General features: G+C 42.4%; 21 protein-coding genes. 18 read left to right on the top strand and 3 right to left on the bottom strand.

Features of this window, described 5'->3' with window-relative positions; all coding sequences use genetic code 11:
- Window positions 1-49: 49 nt before the first annotated feature.
- From F893_RS08815 to purD, 7 genes are all read left to right on the top strand, one after another.
- Window positions 50-937 carry a bile acid:sodium symporter family protein gene (locus F893_RS08815; protein ID WP_004279894.1) on the top strand — a complete coding sequence of 296 codons (888 nt, stop codon included), beginning with the start codon at window positions 50-52 and terminating at the stop codon, window positions 935-937.
- An 87-nt stretch (window positions 938-1,024) separates the two neighbouring features.
- A complete protein-coding gene (locus F893_RS08810; RefSeq protein WP_005100863.1) occupies window positions 1,025-1,912 on the top strand; it encodes a bile acid:sodium symporter family protein in 888 nt (295 codons plus the stop codon).
- Window positions 1,913-2,043: 131 nt separating this feature from the next.
- Window positions 2,044-2,949, top strand: a complete 906-nt coding sequence (prmA, locus tag F893_RS08805; protein ID WP_004279896.1) for a 50S ribosomal protein L11 methyltransferase — start codon at window positions 2,044-2,046, stop codon at window positions 2,947-2,949.
- Window positions 2,950-2,964: 15 nt separating this feature from the next.
- Window positions 2,965-3,858 (top strand): DUF3426 domain-containing protein, encoded by an 894-nt coding sequence (locus F893_RS08800; RefSeq protein WP_005251497.1) that lies wholly within the window; start codon window positions 2,965-2,967, stop codon window positions 3,856-3,858.
- 398 nt (window positions 3,859-4,256) lie between these two features.
- Window positions 4,257-4,526: a DNA-binding transcriptional regulator Fis gene (gene fis, locus F893_RS08795; protein ID WP_001086304.1), complete on the top strand. Its 270-nt coding sequence runs from the start codon at window positions 4,257-4,259 to the stop codon at window positions 4,524-4,526.
- 95 nt (window positions 4,527-4,621) lie between these two features.
- Window positions 4,622-6,196 carry a bifunctional phosphoribosylaminoimidazolecarboxamide formyltransferase/IMP cyclohydrolase gene (purH, locus tag F893_RS08790; RefSeq protein WP_004279915.1) on the top strand — a complete coding sequence of 525 codons (1,575 nt, stop codon included), beginning with the start codon at window positions 4,622-4,624 and terminating at the stop codon, window positions 6,194-6,196.
- 140 nt (window positions 6,197-6,336) lie between these two features.
- Complete coding sequence (purD, locus tag F893_RS08785; RefSeq protein WP_004279916.1) at window positions 6,337-7,620, top strand: phosphoribosylamine--glycine ligase; 1,284 nt, start codon at window positions 6,337-6,339, stop codon at window positions 7,618-7,620.
- 48 nt (window positions 7,621-7,668) lie between these two features.
- Here the strand turns inward: purD and F893_RS08780 are convergent, their stop codons facing one another.
- The 3 genes from F893_RS08780 to F893_RS08770 all read right to left on the bottom strand — a co-directional run bounded on the left by F893_RS08780 (window position 7,669) and on the right by F893_RS08770 (window position 9,098).
- Window positions 7,669-8,193 (bottom strand): hypothetical protein, encoded by a 525-nt coding sequence (locus tag F893_RS08780; RefSeq protein WP_004729857.1) that lies wholly within the window; start codon window positions 8,191-8,193, stop codon window positions 7,669-7,671.
- A gap of 76 nt (window positions 8,194-8,269) precedes the next feature.
- Entirely contained in the window at window positions 8,270-8,740 is a 471-nt protein-coding gene (locus tag F893_RS08775) for an IS5/IS1182 family transposase (protein WP_004646477.1), read from the bottom strand.
- Window positions 8,688-9,098, bottom strand: a complete 411-nt coding sequence (locus tag F893_RS08770; protein WP_101627154.1) for a transposase family protein — start codon at window positions 9,096-9,098, stop codon at window positions 8,688-8,690. The genes F893_RS08775 and F893_RS08770 overlap by 53 nt, the downstream gene beginning before the upstream one ends.
- A gap of 224 nt (window positions 9,099-9,322) precedes the next feature.
- On the opposite strand from F893_RS08770, the gene F893_RS08765 reads away from it, so the two are divergent.
- The 11 genes from F893_RS08765 to F893_RS08715 all read left to right on the top strand — a co-directional run bounded on the left by F893_RS08765 (window position 9,323) and on the right by F893_RS08715 (window position 24,200).
- Window positions 9,323-9,877 carry a GNAT family N-acetyltransferase gene (locus tag F893_RS08765; RefSeq protein ID WP_004279919.1) on the top strand — a complete coding sequence of 185 codons (555 nt, stop codon included), beginning with the start codon at window positions 9,323-9,325 and terminating at the stop codon, window positions 9,875-9,877.
- Window positions 9,878-10,189: 312 nt separating this feature from the next.
- Window positions 10,190-11,071, top strand: a complete 882-nt coding sequence (locus tag F893_RS08760) for an IS982-like element ISAba9 family transposase (RefSeq protein WP_004282326.1) — start codon at window positions 10,190-10,192, stop codon at window positions 11,069-11,071.
- A 380-nt stretch (window positions 11,072-11,451) separates the two neighbouring features.
- A complete protein-coding gene (locus F893_RS08755) occupies window positions 11,452-12,327 on the top strand; it encodes a MetQ/NlpA family ABC transporter substrate-binding protein (RefSeq protein ID WP_004279920.1) in 876 nt (291 codons plus the stop codon).
- A 76-nt stretch (window positions 12,328-12,403) separates the two neighbouring features.
- Window positions 12,404-13,429, top strand: a complete 1,026-nt coding sequence (locus tag F893_RS08750) for a methionine ABC transporter ATP-binding protein (RefSeq protein ID WP_004279921.1) — start codon at window positions 12,404-12,406, stop codon at window positions 13,427-13,429.
- Complete coding sequence (locus F893_RS08745) at window positions 13,426-14,121, top strand: methionine ABC transporter permease (RefSeq protein ID WP_004279923.1); 696 nt, start codon at window positions 13,426-13,428, stop codon at window positions 14,119-14,121. Before F893_RS08750 ends, F893_RS08745 begins: the two co-directional genes overlap by 4 nt.
- 357 nt (window positions 14,122-14,478) lie before the next feature.
- On the top strand, window positions 14,479-18,051 hold the full coding sequence (dnaE, locus tag F893_RS08740) for a DNA polymerase III subunit alpha (protein WP_005251494.1): 3,573 nt from the start codon (window positions 14,479-14,481) through the stop codon (window positions 18,049-18,051).
- A gap of 37 nt (window positions 18,052-18,088) precedes the next feature.
- A complete protein-coding gene (locus F893_RS08735) occupies window positions 18,089-18,937 on the top strand; it encodes an RNA methyltransferase (RefSeq protein ID WP_004279927.1) in 849 nt (282 codons plus the stop codon).
- Window positions 18,913-19,746, top strand: a complete 834-nt coding sequence (cysE, locus tag F893_RS08730; protein WP_228127940.1) for a serine O-acetyltransferase — start codon at window positions 18,913-18,915, stop codon at window positions 19,744-19,746. The genes F893_RS08735 and cysE overlap by 25 nt, the downstream gene beginning before the upstream one ends.
- Window positions 19,747-19,863: 117 nt before the next feature.
- Window positions 19,864-20,814, top strand: coding sequence for an ABUW_2363 family tetratricopeptide repeat lipoprotein (locus F893_RS08725; RefSeq protein WP_004279930.1), 951 nt, complete (start codon window positions 19,864-19,866; stop codon window positions 20,812-20,814).
- A gap of 120 nt (window positions 20,815-20,934) precedes the next feature.
- Window positions 20,935-22,941, top strand: a complete 2,007-nt coding sequence (locus F893_RS08720; RefSeq protein ID WP_034436086.1) for an esterase/lipase family protein — start codon at window positions 20,935-20,937, stop codon at window positions 22,939-22,941.
- 218 nt (window positions 22,942-23,159) lie between these two features.
- On the top strand, window positions 23,160-24,200 hold the full coding sequence (locus F893_RS08715; protein ID WP_005251492.1) for an IS481 family transposase: 1,041 nt from the start codon (window positions 23,160-23,162) through the stop codon (window positions 24,198-24,200).
- Window positions 24,201-24,417: the final 217 nt, after the last annotated feature.

Raw genomic sequence — 24,417 nt, 5'->3', positions numbered from 1 at the left:
AGGCTAAACTAGAAATATACCTATAAATGTATAATAAAAAGGCAAATTCATGGATTCGGGGTTTTTTAGCGTTTTTTTGCCAATTACATTGGCAATTATGATGATGGGGCTGGGGCTAGAACTCACTATCAAAGATTTCCTGCGCTTAAGTCGCTATCCTAAAGTCATTTTTATTACTTTATTTGCGCAGTTAGTCCTATTACCCAGCGTTGCTTTTTTTATTTGTCTGATTTTGGACTTGCCCGCTTTGCTTGCTGTAGGTCTGATGTTGCTAGCCGCCTCACCTGGTGGCCCAACCGCGAACCTATTTAGCTACATATATAAAGGTGATGTGGCACTGAATATTACTCTAACCGCCATTAATACCATCATCTCTATTTTTACCCTGCCCTTTATTATCAATCTGTCCTTACACTACTTTATGAGTCATGACTCAAACGTGACTTTTCCAGTTGAAAAGATTATGCAGGTCTTTTTAATTACCTTGATTCCCGTGATCATGGGTATGCTGCTTCGAGCCAAATTTCCAAACCTGTCGATTACTGTCAGCAGGCCCATGCGCTTACTCTCTATCGGTTTTCTAACCATCCTATTCATATTCGCCATTTTCAGAGAACGTTCGAATTTGGTCGAATACTTTGCCAATATTGGTACAGCAACTGCGATTTTATGTTTTTCCAGCCTGTTTATTGGCTATTGCATCCCTCTACTCATGGGCATTCCAGAGAAAATGGCACGTGCTTGTACCTTTGAAATCGGCATTCATAACACAGCCATTGCCCTAACCATTGCGATTTCGGTTCTGAATAATGTCACGATGGCCATTCCAGCAGGCATTTATACAATTTTCATGTACAGTTTCGCGACCATTTTCGGTGTGCTAATTAGCCGCCAGCAAGTGGTATATAGTAATAAAAGTCGTTTATCAGATTTGTAATTTATTTGGCTGATTTTGCTATAAGGCTGTATGCTTTTCCAAAGAAAATCAGAAGTATTAAAACAATTTTCGACAAGGAGCATACAGATGGATTCTGGCCTTATAACGATATTACTGCCGCTGGCACTTGCAATCATCATGATGGGACTTGGCCTTGAACTGACACCTCGGGACTTTAGCCGTGTCACTCGTCACCCCAAAGCCGTATTTATAGCATTGTTCTGCCAACTGGTTATTCTGGTTGGCATTGCCTTTTTGCTTTGCAAGCTATTCGCTTTAACCCCATTACTCTCAGTCGGATTGATGCTCTTGGCGGCTTCGCCAGGGGGTGCAACGGCCAACCTGTTTAGCTACCTGTTTAAAGGTGACTTAGCCCTCAATATCACGCTGACTGCTATCAACTCAGTCATTGCAGCGATTACCCTACCTTTAATTATTAATTTTTCGATCATGCATTTTATGCAGGATAGCCAGCAAGTTGGCCTGCAATTCGGCAAGATTTTACAAGTCTTCGCGATCATCCTGATTCCAGTGGGCATTGGCATGTTAATTCGGCGCTATGCTCCAAGCGTGACCGCAAAACTGAATCGGCCGCTGCGGATTTTTTCCATTGGCTTTTTGGTGCTGATTATTATTGCCACACTTATTAAAGAACGCACAAATATCGGTGAATATCTAACCCAGGTGGGGCTGGCCACTGCCTTGTTCTGCATACTAAGTCTGAGTATTGGTTATCTGATTCCGCGACTACTGAATATTAATAGCGCTCAAGCCCGTGCCAGCGCATTTGAGATTGGCATTCATAACAGTACCCTCGCCATGACTATTGCCCTGACCGTGATTGGCAGTGCTGCTGTGGCAATGCCGGCTGCGGTTTATTCTATTTTTATGTATATTTTTGCTGCAATTTTTGGCAGCTTGTTGAATCGGCTTGCACCACTCCCGGCGCAAACACCCCTAACAAATCTGGATTAGACAACATCTGAAGATATTTAAAGGATGCCTCAGGCATCCTTTTTATTTTGGGAATGGATCAAGAAGATAGCAGCGCTGAGTCTGAACTTCCGTTACAATAGCTTTTTGAAAAATGTATAAAGGTTATTTCTGTGAAGTGGTTACAAATTCATATTACGGTTGAACAGGCTCAGGTTGATTTTACTGAGACATTACTCAGCTCGCTAGGCGCAGTGAGTGTGACTCTGGATGATGCTGAAAACCAGGATTTGCTGGAACCACTTCCAGGTGAAACACCACTCTGGAATAAAGTGATTGTGACTGGTATTTATGCGCAGGAAGAAGGCGAAGAAATTGATGTTACCGCACTAGAAACCTTTATTCGTGCACAAATGCCAGATGCTCCGATCCGTCATGAGTTGATTGAAGATCAGGCTTGGGAACGCACCTGGATGGATGCCTATGAGCCAATTCAGATTGCTGATAAATACTGGATCGTACCCGAATGGATGGAAGCACCTGATGCCGATGCGGTAAACATCAAGCTTGATCCAGGGCTGGCTTTCGGAACAGGCAACCACGCTTCAACTTTCCTGTGCTTACAATGGCTCGGCAAAATTAATGTGAAAGATAAAATTGTCATCGATTATGGCTGTGGCTCAGGCATTCTCGCGGTAGCTGCACTCTTATTAGGTGCGAAAAAAGCATATGCCACGGATATCGATCCACAAGCTGTACTGGCGACTCAGCAAAACGCTGAACTGAATGGCGTACTGGACAAGCTTTATGTCGGACTGCCAGAAGAATTTAGAGATGAACTCGGCAATACCAAAGCTGACGTATTTGTTGCCAATATTCTGGCAGCACCACTAATGATGCTGGCTCCTGAGTTCGCAACTTTAATTAAATCTGAGGGACAGTTCGCACTTGCGGGTGTTATTGAAGAGCAAGTTGCTGATGTTACTAGCATTTACTCAAATTATTTTGATATATTAGAGGTAGAAAAACGAGACGAGCACTGGTGCCGTATCTCGGGTAAACGCCATAAGAACGAATGAGCCTATAAATAATCCATGAGTGACAAAAGAACCCATTGCCCTACCTGTTCCACCACCTATAAGGTCACAGTTGCTCAACTCACCGTTGCGCAGGGTATGGTTTGCTGTCCCAAATGTACTACTTCATTTAATGCCTTATCGCATTTGGTGACCGAAACCCGGAATTCGGTCACCGCATCAATATCTCAGGCTCAGTCGAACTCCAGCGAATTCAGCGAATTCAGCGAATTCAGCGAAACTGATACTCAAAATAACTCAGGTGTTTATCACGCAGATCAGCACAATCGTCATAGCCTGCTACAGATTTTTGATCAAAAAGTTGAACATTCCAATATTGACCTGGAAACCTATTTAAATAACCTGAATTATTTCAGTACCGAGCCAATTTCAGTATTACCGAGCATGAATTGGGAAGATCAGGCAGAAAAACAGACTAAACGCGGGCCAATGTACTATATAGGCTGGAGTTTACTCAATCTGTCACTGTTCAGCCTGCTGATGTTTCAATTCTTCTGGTTCAATCCGCAATACATCAAAAACAGTCACGTTATGAGCCTGGCCTTTAACACTGCCTGTGAAGTGTTTAATTGTTCCAATCTGGAAAAATACTACACACTGATTCAGGCCAATAAAGTCAAAATCAAGGCAACCGGTAATAATGAAGCTGAGTTTAGCGGTGAGCTGATCAATTTTCATGACCGTAGCCTGGCCTTACCGATTTTAAGAATCAATCTGGAACATCGCGGTGAAGTGATTGCAACTTATAACCTGTCCTCCGAAGAGTACCTGATTGAAAGTTTGGTCAATATTCAGCGCATTCCGAAAAACAGCCCGTTTAAATTCAAATTTAAGCTTCCAGTCGATCGTAAAAGCTTTGATCGCTATACTTTGGAAATAATTCGCCCCTAATCTGCTGAGAAAGCATTAAAAAATTAAAAAAAGTTAAAAAAAATGCAGTTTTCTTGCTCACTTTTGCTTAGACAATGGTATGATACGCGCCACGAAAGCTATGTGCTGCAACTCCTCGCGACTTTTTCACAACAAATACAGTCTTGCCTAATGCGCTATAAAATTTATTGCGTATCGTGCAGATTTTTTTGTTTTGATTTTGGTCAGTAACAAAACTTTAACTATTGTTACGCTTATTTTTCGACCAAATCGCAGAGATGTGTCAAGCTACAGGCTCAATGTAATGACTAAGTTTTAGAACTTCCGTTTTAGGATCTAAAATGGAGTTCATTTCAATTTCTAGACCACTTTTATATATCACTTTACCCAAGTGATATTTGTTTTTCGGATTAATTCGCATGAATAGCAAATCTCCTATTTTTACTGCACAATCTGATGTTGCTTTACGTATCCACGTAGATCGCGCAGTTCGCCACTATTTTGCACAACTGCAGGGCGAGCAACCATCTCAGGTATACGACATGGTGCTAGCAGAAATGGAGAAACCTCTTCTATCTGTAGTTCTAGAATATACACGTGGTAACCAAACACGTGCTGCCGAGATTCTCGGACTCAACCGTGGTACTTTACGTAAAAAGTTAAAAGCTCACGGTTTAATGAGTGAATAAATGATAAAATGCTTGCGGCTTCCGCAGGCATTTTTTTTAACCTGTAAATTGCTGATTTTGTTTTATTCTGTTCCTTGAAAACTGTGACGAAGATCATGACTATTAAACGCGCTTTAATCTCTGTGTCTGACAAGACTGGTATTGTTGAATTTGCACAAGAACTTGCTGCTCTAGGGGTAGAAATTTTATCTACAGGTGGTACCTACAAATTGTTGAAAGACAATAATGTGGCTGTAGTTGAAGTTTCGGAGCATACAGGTTTTCCAGAGATGATGGACGGCCGTGTAAAAACACTACATCCAAAAATTCATGGGGGTATCCTGGCTCGTCGTGGTCTAGACGAAGCTGTGATGGCTGAACACAACATTGATGCTATTGATTTAGTCGTTGTAAACCTTTATCCATTTGCTGCAACAGTAGCAAAACCAAACTGTTCACTTGCTGATGCCATCGAAAACATCGACATCGGTGGTCCTACCATGGTTCGTGCTGCGGCAAAAAACCATGCATCTGTAGGTATCATCGTAAATGCATCTGACTATGCAACCGTTGTGGCTGAGCTTAAAGCTGAGGGTGCTTTATCTTACGCAACTCGTTTCGACCTTGCGGTGAAAGCATTTGAACATACTGCTCAATATGACGGCATGATCGCATCTTACTTAGGCGCGCGCGTAGGTAAAGAAGAAGGTCAAGCAGACAAATTTGCACGTACTTTCAATACCCAATTAAACAAAGTTCAAGACCTTCGTTACGGTGAAAACCCACATCAAGCTGCTGCATTCTATGTAGAAGACACAGCGACTGAAGCTTCTGTTTCAACAGCGAAACAGTTACAAGGTAAAGAACTCTCTTATAACAACATTGCAGATACTGACGCTGCTCTTGAATGTGTGAAATCATTTGCGAAGCCTGCTTGTGTGATCGTTAAACACGCGAACCCATGTGGCGTTGCAGTTTCTCTAGACGGTATTCAAGCAGCTTATGATCTTGCGTATGCAACAGATCCTGAATCTGCATTCGGCGGGATCATTGCATTCAACCGTGAATTAGACGTTGCAACTGCACAAGCCATTGTTGATCGTCAATTCGTTGAAGTGATCATTGCACCGAGTGTTGCTGAAGGCGTTCTTGAAGTAACAGGTGCGAAGAAAAATGTACGTGTACTTGTATGTGGCGAACTCCCAGCAATCGATGCGCGTCAATCGCAACTTGACTACAAACGCGTAAACGGCGGTTTGTTAGTTCAAGATCAAGACTTGGGCATGATCACTAAAGATGACCTTAAAGTTGTGACCAAACGTGCGCCGACTGAACAAGAAATTGATGACATGATCTTCGCTTGGAAAGTAGCGAAATACGTAAAATCTAACGCGATTGTGTATGCTAAAAACCGTCAAACCATTGGTGTCGGCGCTGGCCAAATGAGCCGTGTAAACTCAGCTCGTATTGCTGCAATCAAAGCTGAACATGCTGGCTTAGTAGTTGAAGGTGCGGTAATGGCATCTGACGCATTCTTCCCATTCCGTGATGGTATTGATAACGCTGCGAAAGCGGGTATCAAATGCATTATCCAACCGGGTGGTTCTATGCGTGATGAAGAAACAATTGCAGCAGCTGACGAAGCTGGTATTGCAATGGTCTTCACTGGTATGCGTCACTTCCGTCATTAATAGACACATGAAGATTCATTTAATTTTTTGAATCCTCCCTAGCCCTCCTTTTCTAAGGAGGGTTTTGTACGTCAAGTACTGCAAAAATGGGATTCTCCTTTTGGAGATGTGGGGATTTCTTTTAAACAGGATTATAAAAGATGAACGTTTTAGTTTTGGGTAATGGCGGTCGTGAACATGCATTGGCATGGAAAATCGCACAAGACGATAAAGTCGCTAAAGTCTTTGTTGCTCCGGGCAACGCAGGTACAGCCACTGAAAATAAATGTGAAAACGTAAATTTAAGCATTTTAGACAATGCTGCGATTATCGATTTCGCAAAAAACAATGCAATTGATTTAATTATCGTGGGCCCAGAAGCCCCACTTGTGAATGGTGTCGTTGATGCTTGCCGTGAAGCAGGTGTAAAAATTTGGGGTCCTACTCAATTTGCTGCACAGCTTGAAGGCTCTAAAGCATTTGCAAAGCACTTCTTAAAACGTCACAACATTCCAACTGCTTTCTATGACGTATTTACTGAAGTAGATGCGGCTAAAGCATTTGTTGAGAAAAATGGCGCGCCAATTGTGATCAAGGCTGACGGTCTTGCTGCGGGTAAAGGCGTAATCGTTGCGATGACCAATCAAGAAGCATTTGATGCGATTGATGACATGCTTGCAGGCAATAAATTTGGTGATGCAGGTTCTCGTGTTGTGATCGAAGAATTCCTTGCAGGTGAAGAAGCATCTTTCATTTGTATGATTGATGGCGACAACATCTTGCCAATGGCAACATCTCAAGACCATAAGCGTATTTTTGAAGGCGACCAAGGTCCGAACACCGGCGGTATGGGTGCGTACTCTCCTGCGCCTGTTGTGACTGCTGACGTATTTGAAAAAACCATGAAGGAAGTGATGCGTCCTACCGTTGAAGGTATGAAAAAAGACGGTCACGTTTACACTGGTTTCTTATACGCTGGCTTGATGATTGACGACAAAGGTCAACCAAAAGTAATCGAGTTTAACTGTCGTTTTGGTGACCCTGAAACTCAACCGATCATGATGCGTTTAAAATCATCTTTGGTGGATCTCGTTGAAGCTGGTATTGCAGGTAACTTACCTGCTGAAGCTGAATGGGATGAGCGCAAGACTGTTGGTATCGTTTTAGCGTCAAAAGGCTACCCAGAAACTTCAAGCAATGGTGATGTGATTTCAGGCTTAGACACTGAAATGACTGATGCGAAAGTGTTCCATGCAGGTACTAAAGCCAATGAAAATGGCGATATCGTCACTGCTGGTGGTCGTGTACTTTGCGTAACTGCGCTTGGTAACACGATTGGTGAAGCACAAGCAAAAGCTTTAGAACTTTGCAAAAAAGTAACGTTTGACGGCGTTCAATACCGTAAAGATATTGGTTACCGTGCGATTGCGCGTGAAAATGCTTAATCTGAATTTAGATTAATTAAAAAAACCCCGATTCGTTCGGGGTTTTTATTACTTTGCAATAAGATAACTGTTAGCTAGTTTTTCAAAATTTTTCTTCTTTTCAATAAGTTCGTGATAAAAGTCATATAAATACGGAAATTTATGATTATATGTTTGAATATCTACTTCGATTTTTTTATTTTTTGAATCTAAGACATATCTAATTTCATCATGCAACTTATTTAAAATTTTATATAAATCATTAAAATCTTTAGATTTATCTTCATCTAACACCCTCAATGCAACCTTATGAAATTTCCCTAAATTTTTAACAAAAAGTGTATGCTCATCCATAATAAATTTATGTAAATCCAAAGGTATATTTTTTTCATTATAAGGATAAAAATAACTCTTGGTTTCATTTATATAAATTAACCAATATATTTGACCTATTGCCCTAAATGCCTCATCTAGATATTCCAATGCATCAATCATTAAATCTCTTTTAACAATAAAATTGTTTTGTTCTTTCCATGCATTTAGTAAAACAAGAGCCGATAATGGTGCAAAAATTCCTGCAGACCAACCAAACATGGTTGCAATTGCTGTACCTTTATCGACTGCTAATGGATAAATTAAAAAATAGGTTATAATAGACTTATTTCATAAGTCATTTTTTACTCAGTTCCATATTGTAGATTCCAGCAATTAAATTGAATCTTAAACCCAGTCTTTTTCCTCGATTACGATATCGCTCAGCAAGGATTTTGAAGGTTTTTAAACTGCCAAATACATGCTCAATCCCAATTCTTCTTTTGTTGATTTCTTGATTATAGATTTTTAGTTCAGGATTCAATTTACAGCGCTTTTTTGCTTTTAATGGCAATAGGCTATTTGGATACACTGAGTAAATCCCTTGATAGCCTTTATCTGCAAGGATAAAGGCACCTGCCGGAATCTGATGCAAGTTTCGTTTGAAGAGTGCGAAATCATGTACAGCACCACGACTCGTGCATAAACTCAGAATTTGTTGAGTTCTATAATGAATGATGGCCTGTACTTTGAAAGTATGTGCCTTCTTTTTGCCACTATAGCTTTTCTTCTGTTTTTTTAGGTCTTTGTATTGGAATTTCTGTGGCATCAACAATCACCACGTTCCAGTCGATGCCTTCGCCCTTAGGTAAATGCTTCGGTAAATTAAATAGATTAGACTTGATCAGGCAGTCCTCTACATGACGGACAATTCTTGAAGCAGTCGGCTCTGACACACCATAACTAGTTGCAACATGGAACAATGTTCGATATTCACGCCAATAACTTAAGCACAGAAGGATTTGATCTTCTATGCTTAATTTGGTGGGTCTACCTTTAGCAGGAACATGCATTTTCAGTTGTTCCACCATTAAATCAAAGGTTGACCATGAGATGCCTGTGTATCGCTTAAACTGTGTTTCAGAAAGCTTCTTTGAATCGATGTATTTCATCCGCAGATTATGCATGAATATTTAAAATTCTTCGGTACAAATAATCAGCAAGAGACTGTTTGTTTTTTGATTTATGAAAGAGGCCTAATTAACATGATAAGAATAATAACTAGATAACCTATTATTAAGTCTTTTATGATCTTTCCCTTCATTTTTTCACTTATTATGGTTTGAATTAAATTGATGATATCTTCAAACAAATTTAAATCAATCACCTAGATAATATAGAATCTAAAACGATGATCAAAATCTCTACCCCTCGCCTGATCCTACGCCAATGGCAAGACTCCGACACTGCGCCATTTATCCAAATGTGTGCAGATGACGAGGTCATGCGCTACTTCCCTAAAAAAATCGATGCGACTGAAGCAACTGCATTTCTTGAACGTATTCGTACTGCCATAGAAACACGTGGATGGGGACTCTTTGCCGTAGAACTCAAAGCTACAGGCGAATTCATCGGTTTTATTGGCTTACACGTGCATCCATCTGAATTTGAAATTGCCGATGCCCCTGAAATTGGCTGGCGCTTGTTACCGCAATACTGGAACCAAGGCTATGCAACTGAAGGAGCCAAAGCTGTACTGAAATATGCCTTTAGAACCCTGCGCCTAGAGAAAGTCATTTCTTTTACTGCCTGCATTAACACACCATCAGAACGTGTCATGCAAAATATTGGCTTAGAAAAAGTGGGAGAGTTTGATCATCCACTTGTACCTGCCGATCATATCTTGTGTAGACACGTACTCTATGAAAAACAGCGTTCAGATTATCTGTATATTCCCTTCTGTTAAAACAAGCTTGTAGTATCATGACCTGAGAAGACCAAGATCAGATACTAAGCTTAGTTAATATAAAGGAAAGATTTATCTCGTTAATGATAGAATTTTCTTAATTTGCCAAAAATCAGATATTTTCTTTAATTTATCTATATGCATTTTTTATATTTCTATCTTACAAAATCTTATAAAGATCAGTATTTAGACATATCTATTAAAGCCATATTTTCAATATAAATAATGTACCCCAATCTCAACTTTTTAAGTGATTGAAATAAAAAGGACATAACCCTATTTTAGTTTCCACCAAGAAATTAAAGCAAAGTTATGTCCATTGAAGAATTTATCATTTTTGTCTATGTAATCATAGAAGAACTTTATCCCATTGTTGTTACTCAGCCCCTGAGAACTCGTGGTTTTCCGCCTGCTGTTACTGATGCAGAAATCATCACTATGCAAATAGTAGGTGAATTTCTTGGTTTAGATACAGACAAAAATATTTGGATGTATTTCAAAAACAATTGGTTAGAATGGTTTCCAAAATTAGGATCTTATCCCAATTTCTGTAAACATTGTGCAAACCTGTGGCATGTCAGTCAATCCATTATGGCACAGCTCATTCAGCGTTATGGTTCAGATAACATTCACTTTATTGATGGCTTCCCACTCCCTGTCTGTAGTTATACCAGAGCTAGAAAGCATAAAAACTTTAAAGAATACGCAGGTTTTAGTTATTGTGCTGCAAAACAAGAAAAATATTATGGTTTCAAAGCTCATATCGTCATTAATCTTTCAGGCATGATTTCGGGTTATACCTTTGCACCTGCTCATTGTGATGAGCGAGATGTTGCACCTGAAATTACGAATGATATTTACGGTTTACTGGGAGCAGATAAGGGCTATTTAAGACCAGAATTGAAACGATATTATGAATATCAGGGTATTGATTTACAAACACCCTTTAGAAAAAACATGATAGATTTCAGACCTAAAGAGACACTGCAAATACTGATGAAAGCCAGAAGAAAGATTGAAACAGTGATTGGTCAATTAACAGATCGCTTTCACATTCAGAAAGTGAGGGCAAAAGATCTATGGCATTTAACCCACCGCATAACTCGTAAAATTCTGTCGCATACAATTTGTGTGGTGCTAAATAAAAAGCTTGGTCATTCACCAATTCAATTCGAAAATCTTATTTTAAGTTGAGATTGGCGTATATTGTTTTAATTAATATTTTCTTTAAAAGATCTTTTTTATATTCGACTAAAGAGATAAGCAAGGCTTTTCTATCCAGTATATCGAATATAGATTTATTGTTATGATATTCGCAACTTCAGAACACCCAAACCTTACCATGTACTTATAAAATATCTATTTTCTCTCTCCAAAATAGATCAGGTACATCAGATTTGGGCTGCCTCTGACTTGATCAAGTTCATCAGAACTGTTGCTGCACGCTTGCATCTTCCGATCTCAAGCTCTCTTCAACCATGATCAAGCTACCTACTTAGATCGTAATAAAACTCTTATTTAACACGATTTAAAAATGCTTATACTCTAGGCAAGAATAGAATTAGGACAATTTCATGAAAAAGTTACTTGGCGTTATCTTGAGTGCCTCTGTATTGACTTTAACTGGGTGTGGTAAACAGGAAGCGCCTGCCACTGATGCAGCGCAAAGCAAAGATGCAAATGGTCTTCAGACTGTAACTATGGCTTCGACCGGTTCAGATGCAGACGTATGGCGTTATATCGCGACATTGCCTGAAACCAAAGCAGCCGGCATCAAACTTGATGTGAAAAATTTCACTGACTACGTGTCAATGAACACGGCAGTAGCCAACAAAGAAATTGATGTAAATGCATTCCAGTCTTATGCCTATATGGTTGCTTACAACGATGCTAACACAGCCAAAATTGCACCTCTATCTACCACTTATTTAGAGCCGATGGGTATTTACTCAAGCAAAGTCAAATCTTTAAACGAGTTTAAAACTGGTGCGACCATTGCCATTCCGAATGACGGCGCAAACGAATCGCGTGCATTATTACTTTTACAATCAGCAGGTCTGGTTAAATTAAAAGCTGGTTTTGACAATGTCAAAGGCACAACTTCTGATGTGACCGAAAATGCAAAACAAATCGTGATTAAGCCAATTCAAATGGCGACTGCAGTACGCGTAAAAGACGAAGTTGATGCGATTGTGCTGGGCAATACCTTGGCAATGGAAGGTGGTTTAAACGTATTAAAAGATGCGATTTACTATGAGCCGATTGATCAAAGCACAAAAATGAACGTCAACGTATTAGCGGTTGCAGCAGATCGTCAAAATGATCCAGTTCTGCAAAAAGTAGGTGCGTTGTATCATACGCCAGCAGTAAAAGCATATGTTAATGAACATTTTGGTGGTACGAAAGTTGCGGTAAACAAACCGGTGACGTATTTAACTGAATCAAAATAGTACTATAATAGACTTTTAGAACAGGCAAGGACGATTTCTTGCCTGTTTTTTTATCCGTGATGCAGTTTTTGACACTATGATTGAATTTAAAGATATTTCAAAACAGTATGAGCTTAAGGGTCAAACCTTGCATGCCTTGAATCAGATTAATCTTCAGATTCCAACCGGCAGTATTTTTGGCATCATCGGTTATAGTGGTGCCGGTAAAAGCACCCTCATCCGTCTGATCAATCTGCTTGAGCGCCCAAGCTCAGGCCGGATTATCATTAACGGAACAGACTTTACCGCACTTGATGCCAAAGCATTGCGTCAAGAACGTGCCAGCATCGGGATGATTTTCCAGCATTTCAATTTAATGCAAACCAAAACCGTGGCAGCCAATATCGAAATGCCAATGAAACTCCTGGGCTGGAGCAAGGCAAAACGAGAAAAACGCCTCGAAGAATTATTAGACTTTATTGACCTGAAACATAAACGTCATGCATTTCCAGATGAATTGTCTGGCGGTCAAAAGCAGCGTGTCGGTATTGCTCGTGCCCTTGCCAATCATCCAAAAATTTTACTCTGTGATGAAGCGACTTCTGCACTTGATCCGCAAACGACGAAATCTGTTCTACAACTACTTAAAAAAATTAATGAAGAACAAGGCATCACCATTGTTATGGTCACCCATGAAATGGATGTGATTGAAACCGTGTGTGATTATGTCGCCGTGATGGAAAAAGGTGATGTGATTGAAACAGGCAGCACCTTACAAATATTTAGTCAGCCACAGCACCCGACGACCAAGAATTTTATTCAGACCGTATTACAGCAGCATTTACCAGTCAATATTCTGAATAATCTGGAAAACCAGAATCACAACAGTATTTATTGCCTGAAATTCCTTGGTAGCTCGGCACAGGAAACCGTGATTCAAGCGGTGATTAAACAGTTTGATATCAGTTTAAATATTCTGTTTGCCAATATGACCGAAATTAATGGCACGGTGATTGGCCAGATGTTTATTCAGCTACTGGGTGATGTACAAGAAATTCAAGCAGCAATAAAATTCCTTGAACAACACGGCGTACAAGTCGATCAGGCGGGAGTACAGGCATGAGAGATTTAATTGTACAGTGGCTGACAACGATCACTGCGCCGTTCTGGAAAAGCTCCCTGTCGATAGATCAGTTTGTGACAGCATTGCAAGAAACCTTTCATATGGTGTTCTTCGCGATGCTGTTTGGCTGTATCTGGGGCTTCATTCAGGCGATTACTCTACTGGTGACCCGTCCGAATGGGATTCTGCCGAATCGTGTGATTTATCACGGTCTCAATCCGATTGTGAATGCGCTACGTTCATTGCCATTTATTATCTTGCTGATTGCGGTGATTCCACTGACCAAGTTAATTGTCGGCACATCGATTGGGACCTGGGCAGCGATTGTTCCATTGACCATTTATGTCGGCCCATACATTGGTCGCCTGATTGAAACCTCTTTACTCGAAGTGAATGAAGGTATTATCGAATCTGCCCAAGCGATGGGCGCGACGCCAATGCAAATTATCTTTAAGTTTATTCTGCCGGAAGCGCGTAGCTCACTGATTCTAAACTTGACTACTGCTACCATCAGTTTGATTGGTGCAACGGCAATGGCCGGTGCTGTCGGTGCGGGTGGTATTGGTGACTTAGCGATTTCTTATGGTTATCAGCGTTTTGATACCTCTGTAGTCATCATGACGGTGATTGTATTACTGATTCTAGTACAGATTGTACAAAGCCTCGGTGACTGGTTATCCCGACTTCGTTAAGCTAGTTTTTATGTATGAATAAAGCCCTCTAAAAAGAGGGTTTTATTGTTTTTAATACTTACGAACCCGTTCTCATTATTTCAAAGTAAAGTCCTGCAACTATTTGATACGTGCCACCGCGACAGGAAGTCGCCCGTTGGTCTGTGGCACATGGAAGTGCCATCAGATCAACAAAGAGGTTTTGTTACTTTTGTCCCGTCAAAAGTAAAAGAAAATATCTTCTAACAACTAACTAAATAATCAGCTTAAAAAATCAAATTCAAACTTGACCTAAAAGTTAGCCATTTCCCCTCAATTTCAAACTGAAACAATAAATCCCATGTTAAACTATTCAATGGTTTTAGCAGGGACTCATCTATGCACTTTGTTCATCTTGGTATTCATACAGAATTTTCGATTACTGAATCCATCGTACGGATACCTGACTTGGTCAAAGCTGCCGAAGAAGAACAGATGCCTGCCCTTGCGCTCACGGATCTTTCTAACCTGCATGCTGCCGTCAAGTTCTATGGCAAATGTCTGAGCAAAGGCATCAAGCCGATTCTGGGTTCTGAAATTCGCCTGAATGATGCCGAACATCGCATGACCTTATTGGCCATGACCAATACCGGCTGGCGCAACCTGACTGAACTGGTATCTGAAGGCTTTATCAGTGGCCAGCAATTGGATATTCCCTGCGTTCAAAAACAATGGATTTTAAATCAGCCTGAGGACATGATTGCCCTGCTCGGCATGCATTCCGATGTCGGCAAAATGCTGATGAGTTCAAATCCGCAAAAAGCGGAACCGCTGCTAGAAGAATGGGTCGAAAAATTTGGTAATCGTGTTTATCTTGCCCTGACCCGTACCAATCGTCCGGATGAAGACAACTTCATTCTGGAAGCCGTGAAGCTGGCAAAAAAATACAATATCGGTGTGGTTGCACATAATGATGTGCACTTCATGACCCGTGACGATTATGAAGCGCATGAAGCACGGGTATGTATTGCAGATGGTTATGTGCTTGGTGACAACCGCCGCCCTAAAACCTATTCACCTGAACAATATTTCAAATCTGCTGAAGAAATGACAGCGCTGTTCTCGGATATTCCATCTGCGATTGAGAACACCTATCACATTGCCAAACGCTGTAATGTGACGCTGCAACTGGGCAAATACTTCCTGCCTGATTATCCGATTCCTGAAGGTCATACCATTGATACCTTCTTTGCACACTTGTCCAAAGAAGGTCTGGAAGAACGCCTGAATTTCCTGTATCCGCCTGAACAACGTGATGAAGACTGGCCAGAAATCCGCAAGCCTTATGATGAGCGTATCGAATACGAGATTAACATCATTAACTCGATGGGATTCCCGGGCTACTTCCTGATCGTGATGGACTTCATTCAGTGGTCGAAAAGTAACGGCGTTCCGGTCGGTCCGGGCCGTGGTTCGGGTGCAGGTTCACTGGTCGCCTATAGCTTAAAAATTACCGATCTTGACCCGCTGCGTTATGAACTGCTGTTCGAACGTTTCCTGAACCCGGAACGTGTTTCGATGCCCGACTTCGACGTCGATTTCTGTATCGCAGGCCGTGACCGCGTGATTGACTATGTAGCACGTACCTATGGCCGTGATGCGGTCTCCCAGATTGCAACATTCGGCACTATGGCGGCCAAAGGTGCGATTCGTGATGTTGCCCGCGTTTTGGGTAAATCTTATGGCTTGGCGGATCGTATCTCGAAAATGATTCCGACCAAGCCTTTAGGTCTAAGCCTGCTTGAGTCACTAGAAGCTGAACCCCAGCTTAAAGATATCGTCACCAATCCATCCAATCCAGACCATGACGATGCAGCCGAAATCTGGGAAATGGCACTGAAACTGGAAGGTATTACCCGAAACACCGGTAAACACGCCGGTGGTGTGGTGATCTCGCCAACCAAAATTACCGATTTCTCTGCGGTCATGTGTGATGCCGATGGTACCGGACGCGTGGCACAGTTCGATAAAGACGATGTCGAATCTGCAGGTCTGGTGAAGTTTGACTTCTTGGGTTTGCGTAACCTGACGGTGATTGAAGATGCGGTTAAAAATATCAATAAACGCATCAAAGCGGATAAACCTTTAGATATTGCTTATATCCCGCTTGAAGATAAAGACGCATATCTGGTCTTTGCCAATGCCAACACCACCGCGGTATTCCAGTTTGAATCCGTGGGCATGAAGAAGATGCTGAAAGAGGCACGCCCGAGCAAGTTTGAAGAAATTATTGCCTTCGTATCGCTGTACCGTCCAGGCCCGATGGATCTGATTCCTGACTTTATCCACCGGATGCATGGTGGCGATTTTGAATATCTGCATCCATTGCTTGAAGGCGTGCTAGAACCCACCTACGGGATTATGGTGTATCAGGAACAGGTAATGCAGGCTGCACAGTACTGTGCCGGCTATACCCTTGGTGGCGCGGACTTGTTACGTCGTGCCATGGGTAAGAAAAAACCGGAAGAAATGGTCAAACAGCGCCAGATCTTTATTGAAGGTGCATCGAAAAAAGACATTGATGAAGCCACGGCCAACCATATCTTCGACTATATGGAAAAGTTCGCCGGCTATGGTTTTAACAAATCGCATGCTGCTGCCTATGCTTTGGTTGCCTACCAGACCGCATGGCTGAAAGCACATTATCCGGCGGAATTCCTGTCTGCGGTATTGACCTCGGAGATGCAGAACACCGATAACGTGGTATTCCTGATTGATGACTGTCGCAAGAATAATCTGGAAGTTTTACCACCGTCAGTGAATATGTCGCTGTATCAATTCCATGCTATCGATGAGCAAACCATTGTCTATGGTCTAGGTGCGATCAAAGGCGTCGGTGAAGCGGCGATGCAGTCGGTGATTGACTCGCGTGCGCAAGAAGGTCCATTCCGTGACTTGTTTGATTTCTGTCACCGTATTGATCTGAAAAAAATCAATAAGCGTACTCTGGAAGCACTGATTCGTTCAGGCGCACTGGATTGCTTAGGCATTGACCGCGCCGACCTGATGGCGCAACTGCCTGAAGCGGTTCAAGCTGCGGAACAGGCACGTTCCAATCGTGAAACCGGCATCATGGACCTGTTTGGCGAAGTTGAAGAAGTTCAGCGCAAGCCATCTAAACCGGTCAAGCCATGGGCGGATGAAGTTCGCCTGAAAGGTGAAAAAGACACGCTTGGCTTGTATCTGACTGGCCACCCGATTGATGTGTATCGCAATGAGCTGAAAGCCTTTGTGCCTTGTCAGATCAATGAGCTGACGCCGACCCGCCGTGGCGTGACCACCGTGTTTGCAGGACTGGTGGTGGATATTGCCAATTTCCCGAACCGGATGATGATGACACTGGATGATGGTACGGCACGGATTGAAATTTCAGCCAATCACGAACGCTTCAACCGCTTTAAAGAGATTATCCAGCTCGATAAAGTGGTGGTGATTGAAGGCGAAATCTATGAGCGTGAAGGCTTTGACCGTCCGATGGGACGCCTCACCAAAGCATTCAGCCTGAATGAAATTCGCCAGAAACGTGCCAATAGCATCAAGATCACTCTCACAGCCGAGCATTTCAGCAAGAGCTTGAGCCGTGACTTGCAGCAGATTCTGACTCCTTATTGCAATGTTGATATGTCCGCACATATTCCGGTGATTCTATATCTGGATTACCCGTATGCCACGACTGAACTGCATCTGGGTCTCAACTGGAAAGTCGCCCCACTGGATGAGCTCCTAGCCAAATTGCGTGATTATTTTGGTAAAGAAGCCTTGCATATTGAGTATCAGGTCAAGTCCAAAGCTGCCAAAGCCGTGTCCTATGAACAGGCCAAGCCGGTGGATATTCCTCCGCCGCCTGCGGACATGAGCATGGATGATGCACTGGAGCTGTATCAGGCTGAATCCCAGCCGCAATATTCATAAATCCTGATCTTTAAAACACCTTAAAATTGGAATCCTCATGAGTCAAATTGACAATGCTGCTGTTTCAGCACATCTCTCCCATGTGCGTATTGTCATGGTCAATACCACTTTACCTGCCAATATCGGCAGTGCCTTACGTGCCATGAAAACCATGGGCTTGTCCAAGCTGGTTCTGGTGGCACCTAAAACCTATCCACATCCGGATATTGACGCGCTGGCCGCGGGTGCAACTGACCTGATCGAGCAGATCGAGATTGTAGAAACCCTTGAAGATGCCATTAAAGACTGTCAGATTGTATTCGGTACCAGCGCACGTAGCCGTACCATTCCCTGGCCGCTGTTAGATGTGCGCCCTGCCGCTGAAAAAGCCATGACCGCCGTGGTACAAGATCAGCAGGAAGTCGCGATTCTATTTGGCCGTGAAGACCGTGGTCTGACCAATGAAGAACTGGCGATGGCCAACTATCACCTGACTATTCCTGTGAATACTGATTATGGCGTACTGAATGTAGCTCAGGCGATTCAGGTGATCTGCTATGAGATGCGCATGGCAACGATGAGTCAAATTGAACAGCCACGTGATGCTAAAGCGACCATGCAAGTCATTGATGGCATTGAAATGGAATGGGATGAACCTTTAGTCAATCATGCGCAGATGGAACAGTTCTATCCACACTTGGAAAAAATGTTGGCAGAAATTGAATTTATGGATCCAAAAAATCCAAGATTATTGCCTTTACGCTTGCGTCGCCTCTTTGGACGTATACAATTAGATCGTATGGAATATCACTTACTTCGTGGTATTTTCAGCCGTGTTCAGGCATTGAACAACGGTACCTGGAAAAAATCTTCACACACATCATCACAGGACGAGGATCAAATCTAATGCTAAAACAGCTCAAAGAAGATATACAAGCTGTCTTTGCGCGCGATCCTGCAGCACGCAATACCTTAGAAGTCTTAACCACTTACCCTGGCATTCATGCGCTGATCATGCATCGCATGGCACATGAGCTATGGAACAAAGACTGTAAAGGAACTGCGCGTGCGTTGTCTTCGTTTAGCCGCTTTGCCACAGGCATTGAAATCCATCCGGGTGCAAAAATTGGCCGCCGTTTCTTTATCGATCACGGTATGGGTGTCGTAATTGGCGAAACTGCTGAAATTGGCGATGACGTGACGCTTTATCACGGCGTGACTTTGGGTGGAACGACCTGGAATAAAGGTAAACGTCATCCAACGCTAGAAGATGGCGTAGTAGTCGGTGCTGGTGCCAAGATTCTAGGGCCATTTACCGTGGGTAAAAATGCCAAAGTCGGTTCTAATGCGGTCGTCACCAAAGCGGTTCCTGAGAACGCCACAGCTGTGGGCAACCCGGCACGTTTTATCACCAAAGACAAACCCAAAGATGATGCTGAAGCGCGTCGTCGTGACTATGCAGAAAGTATCGGTTTCCAGCCCTATGCCGCAACTGAAGACCAGTCCGATCCGATTTTGGAAGGCATGCGGATTCTGCTGGATCGCATTCAGCAAAATGAAAAACGCATGAACAACTTGTGCAATCGTCTTTCTTTGTTAGATCCGACCTTTAACAAGCAGCAACAGGATGGCCAGCCTTTGAGTAAAAAAGAGTTAGAGATTCTGGAAGAAGCGCGCCGTGAATGTGAAGCGCAAACCAGCCAATCCAAGGCCTGAATATCACACTTCACTCTGTAACACGGGTTTACTTGCATGATGGTTATAGTTTTCATAGACTGACGATCATGCAATTTTTGAATAGATGTTTTAAAAATAACAGAATGGATGACTATTATGACCTTTAAGCCCTTGGCACTTGCTTGCTTAGCATTCACAATTACTGCGTGTTCGATCACTCCTCAGAAATCTGCTGAGAAACCTGTAGAACAAGTGGTTTTTGTAGAGCCTGAACTGTCCCCACCATTTTATGCTTTAAATCCATTCAATTATAATGAACCGCCTGAATTTGAAGTGCATTTGAAAAAAGCTGCGGCCCAGCCTGTAACCAAGATGGTGGTGACGGATCCTAATGATCCATCCAAGCAATTGACCCTGGATGTGAATAAACTGATTATTCCAGTGGTAGATAGCAATACCCGTGCAATGCGTTATGCAGCACTTGCCAATTCAAATGAAATCGATATCACCGAAATTGACGATTTCCTGCAAATGGTCGAAGGTAAGGCACGTCATTATCCACCACGTTTCAGCGATCGTCAGGAACGCCGTGGTTTTGAAGCCAAATTGCGTGAAGTCACCCGACAACTGGATACTTTAGCGGCCCGTCCAAATGCCTCTTTTGATGTGTTGATGCGTGCTTTTAAAGCCAGCGTGATGGCACGTAACCTGGATCTGGGTTCAGTTTATACCACCAATTCCCTGACCTATGCCCAGCGTATTCTCAAAATTAACCCGGATGATCCTGAAGTCAACTTCTGGTTTGGTTTTGGTCTGTCTGAAGGCGGTGGTCAACGAGAAGCCATCGCTTATCTGGACAAAGCCATGAAAGCTGGCGTTCAGGAGGCTTATCTTTCTGCAGCCAATAACTATATTGCATTGGAACAGAAAAAAAATGCCACTCAAACCTTGGCGAACTATAAGGTGAAATATCCGCAAGAAGCTGAAGTAGCAGACCGTCTGATTCAGGAAATTGAGAAAAATGGTCGCTGGAATGTTTGGCAAATTTTGCAAACATCAACACCCGCTCCGGCTACAGACCCAGCAACAGCACCGGTGACCCCATAATCAAGATTCGCTTCAATTTGATTACAAATAGACTGCTACGGCGGTCTATTTTTATGGGAAAAAATTAGTAAAATACAAAACATTATCCCGCTTTATAACTTGAATTCAGTGAAAAGTTTTATGCACGAAAAAATAAATAAAAGATTAATGCTGTGCACTTTACTCATCACCAGCATACTCAGCGGCTGTCAGGTGGTCAGTGTTAAGGAACAGGCGATTAATGTCACGCTGAACAATGAGCGTGACAGTATCTTGACCCGCGACAAGCTTAGCGAAGCCAGTCTGAATGTGTTGTCCATGACAGGTCTTGAAGCTCAGATCTGTATTGATCAGCCCGAAGAATGTGTGGAAGATCTGAAAAGTATTCCCCAGATTTTAGATGAACAATTGCTTTCTACAGCAAGTGAATTATATCTAGCCAACTCCTTACAAAATGCCAAGTCTGCTGAATGTAACACCGGAATTTTAAACAAAACCCGATCACCGGAAAAACAGCAACAACACAAGCAGAACATCCAGAAATGTCTGGATCAGCAGCTCACTATGCTGGATAAAAGCATTCGTTATAGCTATGCCTATCTATTTAAAACCGAGCGTGCGCCGCAAGAGCGTATTTTTGATAACCGCCAGGTCCAGATTCGTGACTTTTATAACCTGGCAATTGCTCATCTGATTCAACGCTATGCTGAACGTTATGAAGCCAAACAGTCCGGCCAGCGCATTCAGGTCGGTGACAGTGTATACACCATTGATCTGGAAAATTTTCCGCAGCTGAAAAACCAGACCATTGAACAGCTGATGTCTACCTATAACATGAACTTTTCCGGCCTACGTTCCATCACCCGCCGTGATGGTTTTGGTTCAGAATTTTTAGTGGTTTTACCTGAAGCACAGCAAACCGAGCAGGATAAAAAATATATTGTCGATCCGCTCAAGCACAACTATCCAAATGGTAAAAATCCTAACATTCATTCAGCACGCTATCTGGCGACCACCATTACTGCTGTACCAAAATCCGCGAATTCGACTGAACAGATTTTATCTACTTCGGAGTTTCACCTGAAACTGTATGACCCTTATAAACATGAAAAGATCAAAGTAGCTTCGAAAGAATATGCGCTAGCCGCCAACTTTTCCGCACCTTACGGTTTATGGCTGGCCGAGAACAATCTGGGGCGTTTAGCCTATCTGACGCTGATTAATCGCGAAGACAGTCTGAGCATGCCGCACCTGTACATGCTGGAACCTTATAATCCGGACAAGAAAGTGCTGGTATTGATTCATGGCCTGGCCAGTAGTCCTGAAGCCTGGATTCGTCTGACCAACGACATTATGGGTGATCCGGTATTAAGAGAAAATTTCCAGGTCTGGCAGGTATTTTATTCTACTAATATGCCGATTCTGGAAAGCCGTTTTCAAATTAATGCACTGGTTCAGCAAGGCTTTGCCCAGGTCGCGAACAATGCACCAGCCAAAAAAGATGCGGTACTGGTCGGACATAGCATGGGAGGTGTGATTGCCCGTTTAATGGTCAGTCAGGCCGATATTACCCAAGATGCATTCAAGCTGGTACAAAATACCCGCATTGCACAATTTAAGGATAACCCGCTCTTTAAAGCACGCCTGCAAATGCGGCCTATTCCAAATTTCACTCGGGCCATTTTCTTAGCGACACCACATCGTGGGACAGAATATGCCGACCGCTGGCATACCAAACTGGCCCGTAAAATTATCCGTATACCGGGTGCATTTTTGGGTGCCTTTGCCGATACCCTGCAAGGCCAGATCGGGTTAAACGAGTTTGTCAAAGAACTGGGGCATGACCTGATTCAAAATGGCCCAAGCGATCTGAGTGAAAATTCAAAATTCACGGCGTTGACCCAGGATATTCAGCCTTCTAAAGATATCAAATTTCACTCGATTATCGGCAATACCGTAGATACGCAAGACACCAAGCTCATGAGCGATGATATCGTTTCATATGAGAGTGCTTACCTAAATGGTGCTGTATCTAGCAAAGTCATTAAGGGTGGCCACTCGATTCAGGAAACGCCTGAAGCCGTACTGGAATTACGCCGGATTCTCAGATTACATCTGACCGATCTTGGTCTTTATGATCCGGAATAAACTATCGTCTTGATTGAGACTTGCCACCGCATGTTCGCATCCGGTGGTTTATTTTTTAAAATTGCAAATAATGCTGAATAAGAAGCCATAGCGACAGATCTGAGCGCTGACTTAAAGTGTATTAGTTCAGACTTGATCGTACATTCTTCTTGAAAAAGAGAAAGTTACCCGTTTTGATAAAGGTGTCGAAATCTTAATCAAACAAAGGTAACTTTCTTATGTTGCATACTAACAATCAAATCATTAAACACAAAGTAGGTCTGCTCAATTTAGCTGAAGAGCTTCAGAATGTATCCAGAGCATGCAAAGTGATGGGTGTTTCAAGAGATACATTTTACCGCTATCAAGAGTTAGTGAAGTCTGGTGATATTGACGCACTGATCAATAAATCCCGTCGAGTACCAAATTTAAAAAACCGTGTAGATGATGCTACTGAACAGGCTGTTATTGATTTCGCAATTCAATATCCCGCATATGGTCAGCACCGTACTAGTAATGAATTACGCAAGAAGGGTGTATTCGTTTCAGGGAGTGGGGTTCGCTCTATATGGCTTCGTCATGATTTAGAAAACTTTAAGAAGCGTTTAAAAGCACTTGAGGCTAAAGTGGCACAGGATGGTATTGAATTAAATGATCAGCAGATTGCGGCACTTGAACGTAAGCATGAGGATGACGTTGCTTGTGGTGAAATCGAAACAGCTCATCCAGGCTATTTAGGCGCCCAAGACACCTTTTATGTCGGGAATCTCAAAGGTGTTGGACGAATCTACCAACAAACATTCATCGACACTTATAGCAAGGTCGTTCATTGCAAGCTCTATACAACAAAAACACCGATTACAGCGGCTGATTTACTCAATGATCGTGTGTTGCCATTCTATCAATCTCAGGACTTACCAATGCTTCGCATCCTCACAGACAGAGGTACTGAGTATTGCGGTAAGGTAGAACAACATGACTATGAGTTGTATCTAGCGCTCAATGACATTGATCACACGAAGACAAAAGCAGCTTCCCCGCAAACAAATGGTATATGTGAGCGTTTCCATAAGACGATTTTGCAGGAGTTCTATCAAATTACGTTTAGGAAGAAGCTTTATAGCTCATTGGAAGAATTACAAGTTGATCTAGACGATTGGCTGAAATTCTATAATACTGAACGGACTCATCAAGGAAAAATGTGCTGTGGTCGTACACCACTTGAAACTTTACTTGATGGAAAACGGATTTGGGCTGAGAAGAATTTAGCTCAAATTTAACCTGACAGGCACAATAAAAAATGGGTAACTGTCAGATCAGGTTTGAGCTAGTACACTTAAAGATTCATCTGGAATTTCATTTCTTTCTAAAAATTAAATTTGATAGACTTGCTGCAATACAGCTTTAAAGCTGAATTGAATCAGCAGATTCATTTCACATTTTCGATCTCCTGTGCTCAACCATGTTGGATTGGCCTGATTGAAAATGTGCTTTAAA

It is taken from the genome of Acinetobacter sp. CIP 102136 (genome assembly GCF_000369685.1).
GTDB lineage: Bacteria > Pseudomonadota > Gammaproteobacteria > Pseudomonadales > Moraxellaceae > Acinetobacter > Acinetobacter fasciculus.
The sequence above is the reverse complement of the archived record's forward strand: the minus strand, read 5'-3'. Positions and strand labels throughout refer to the sequence as shown.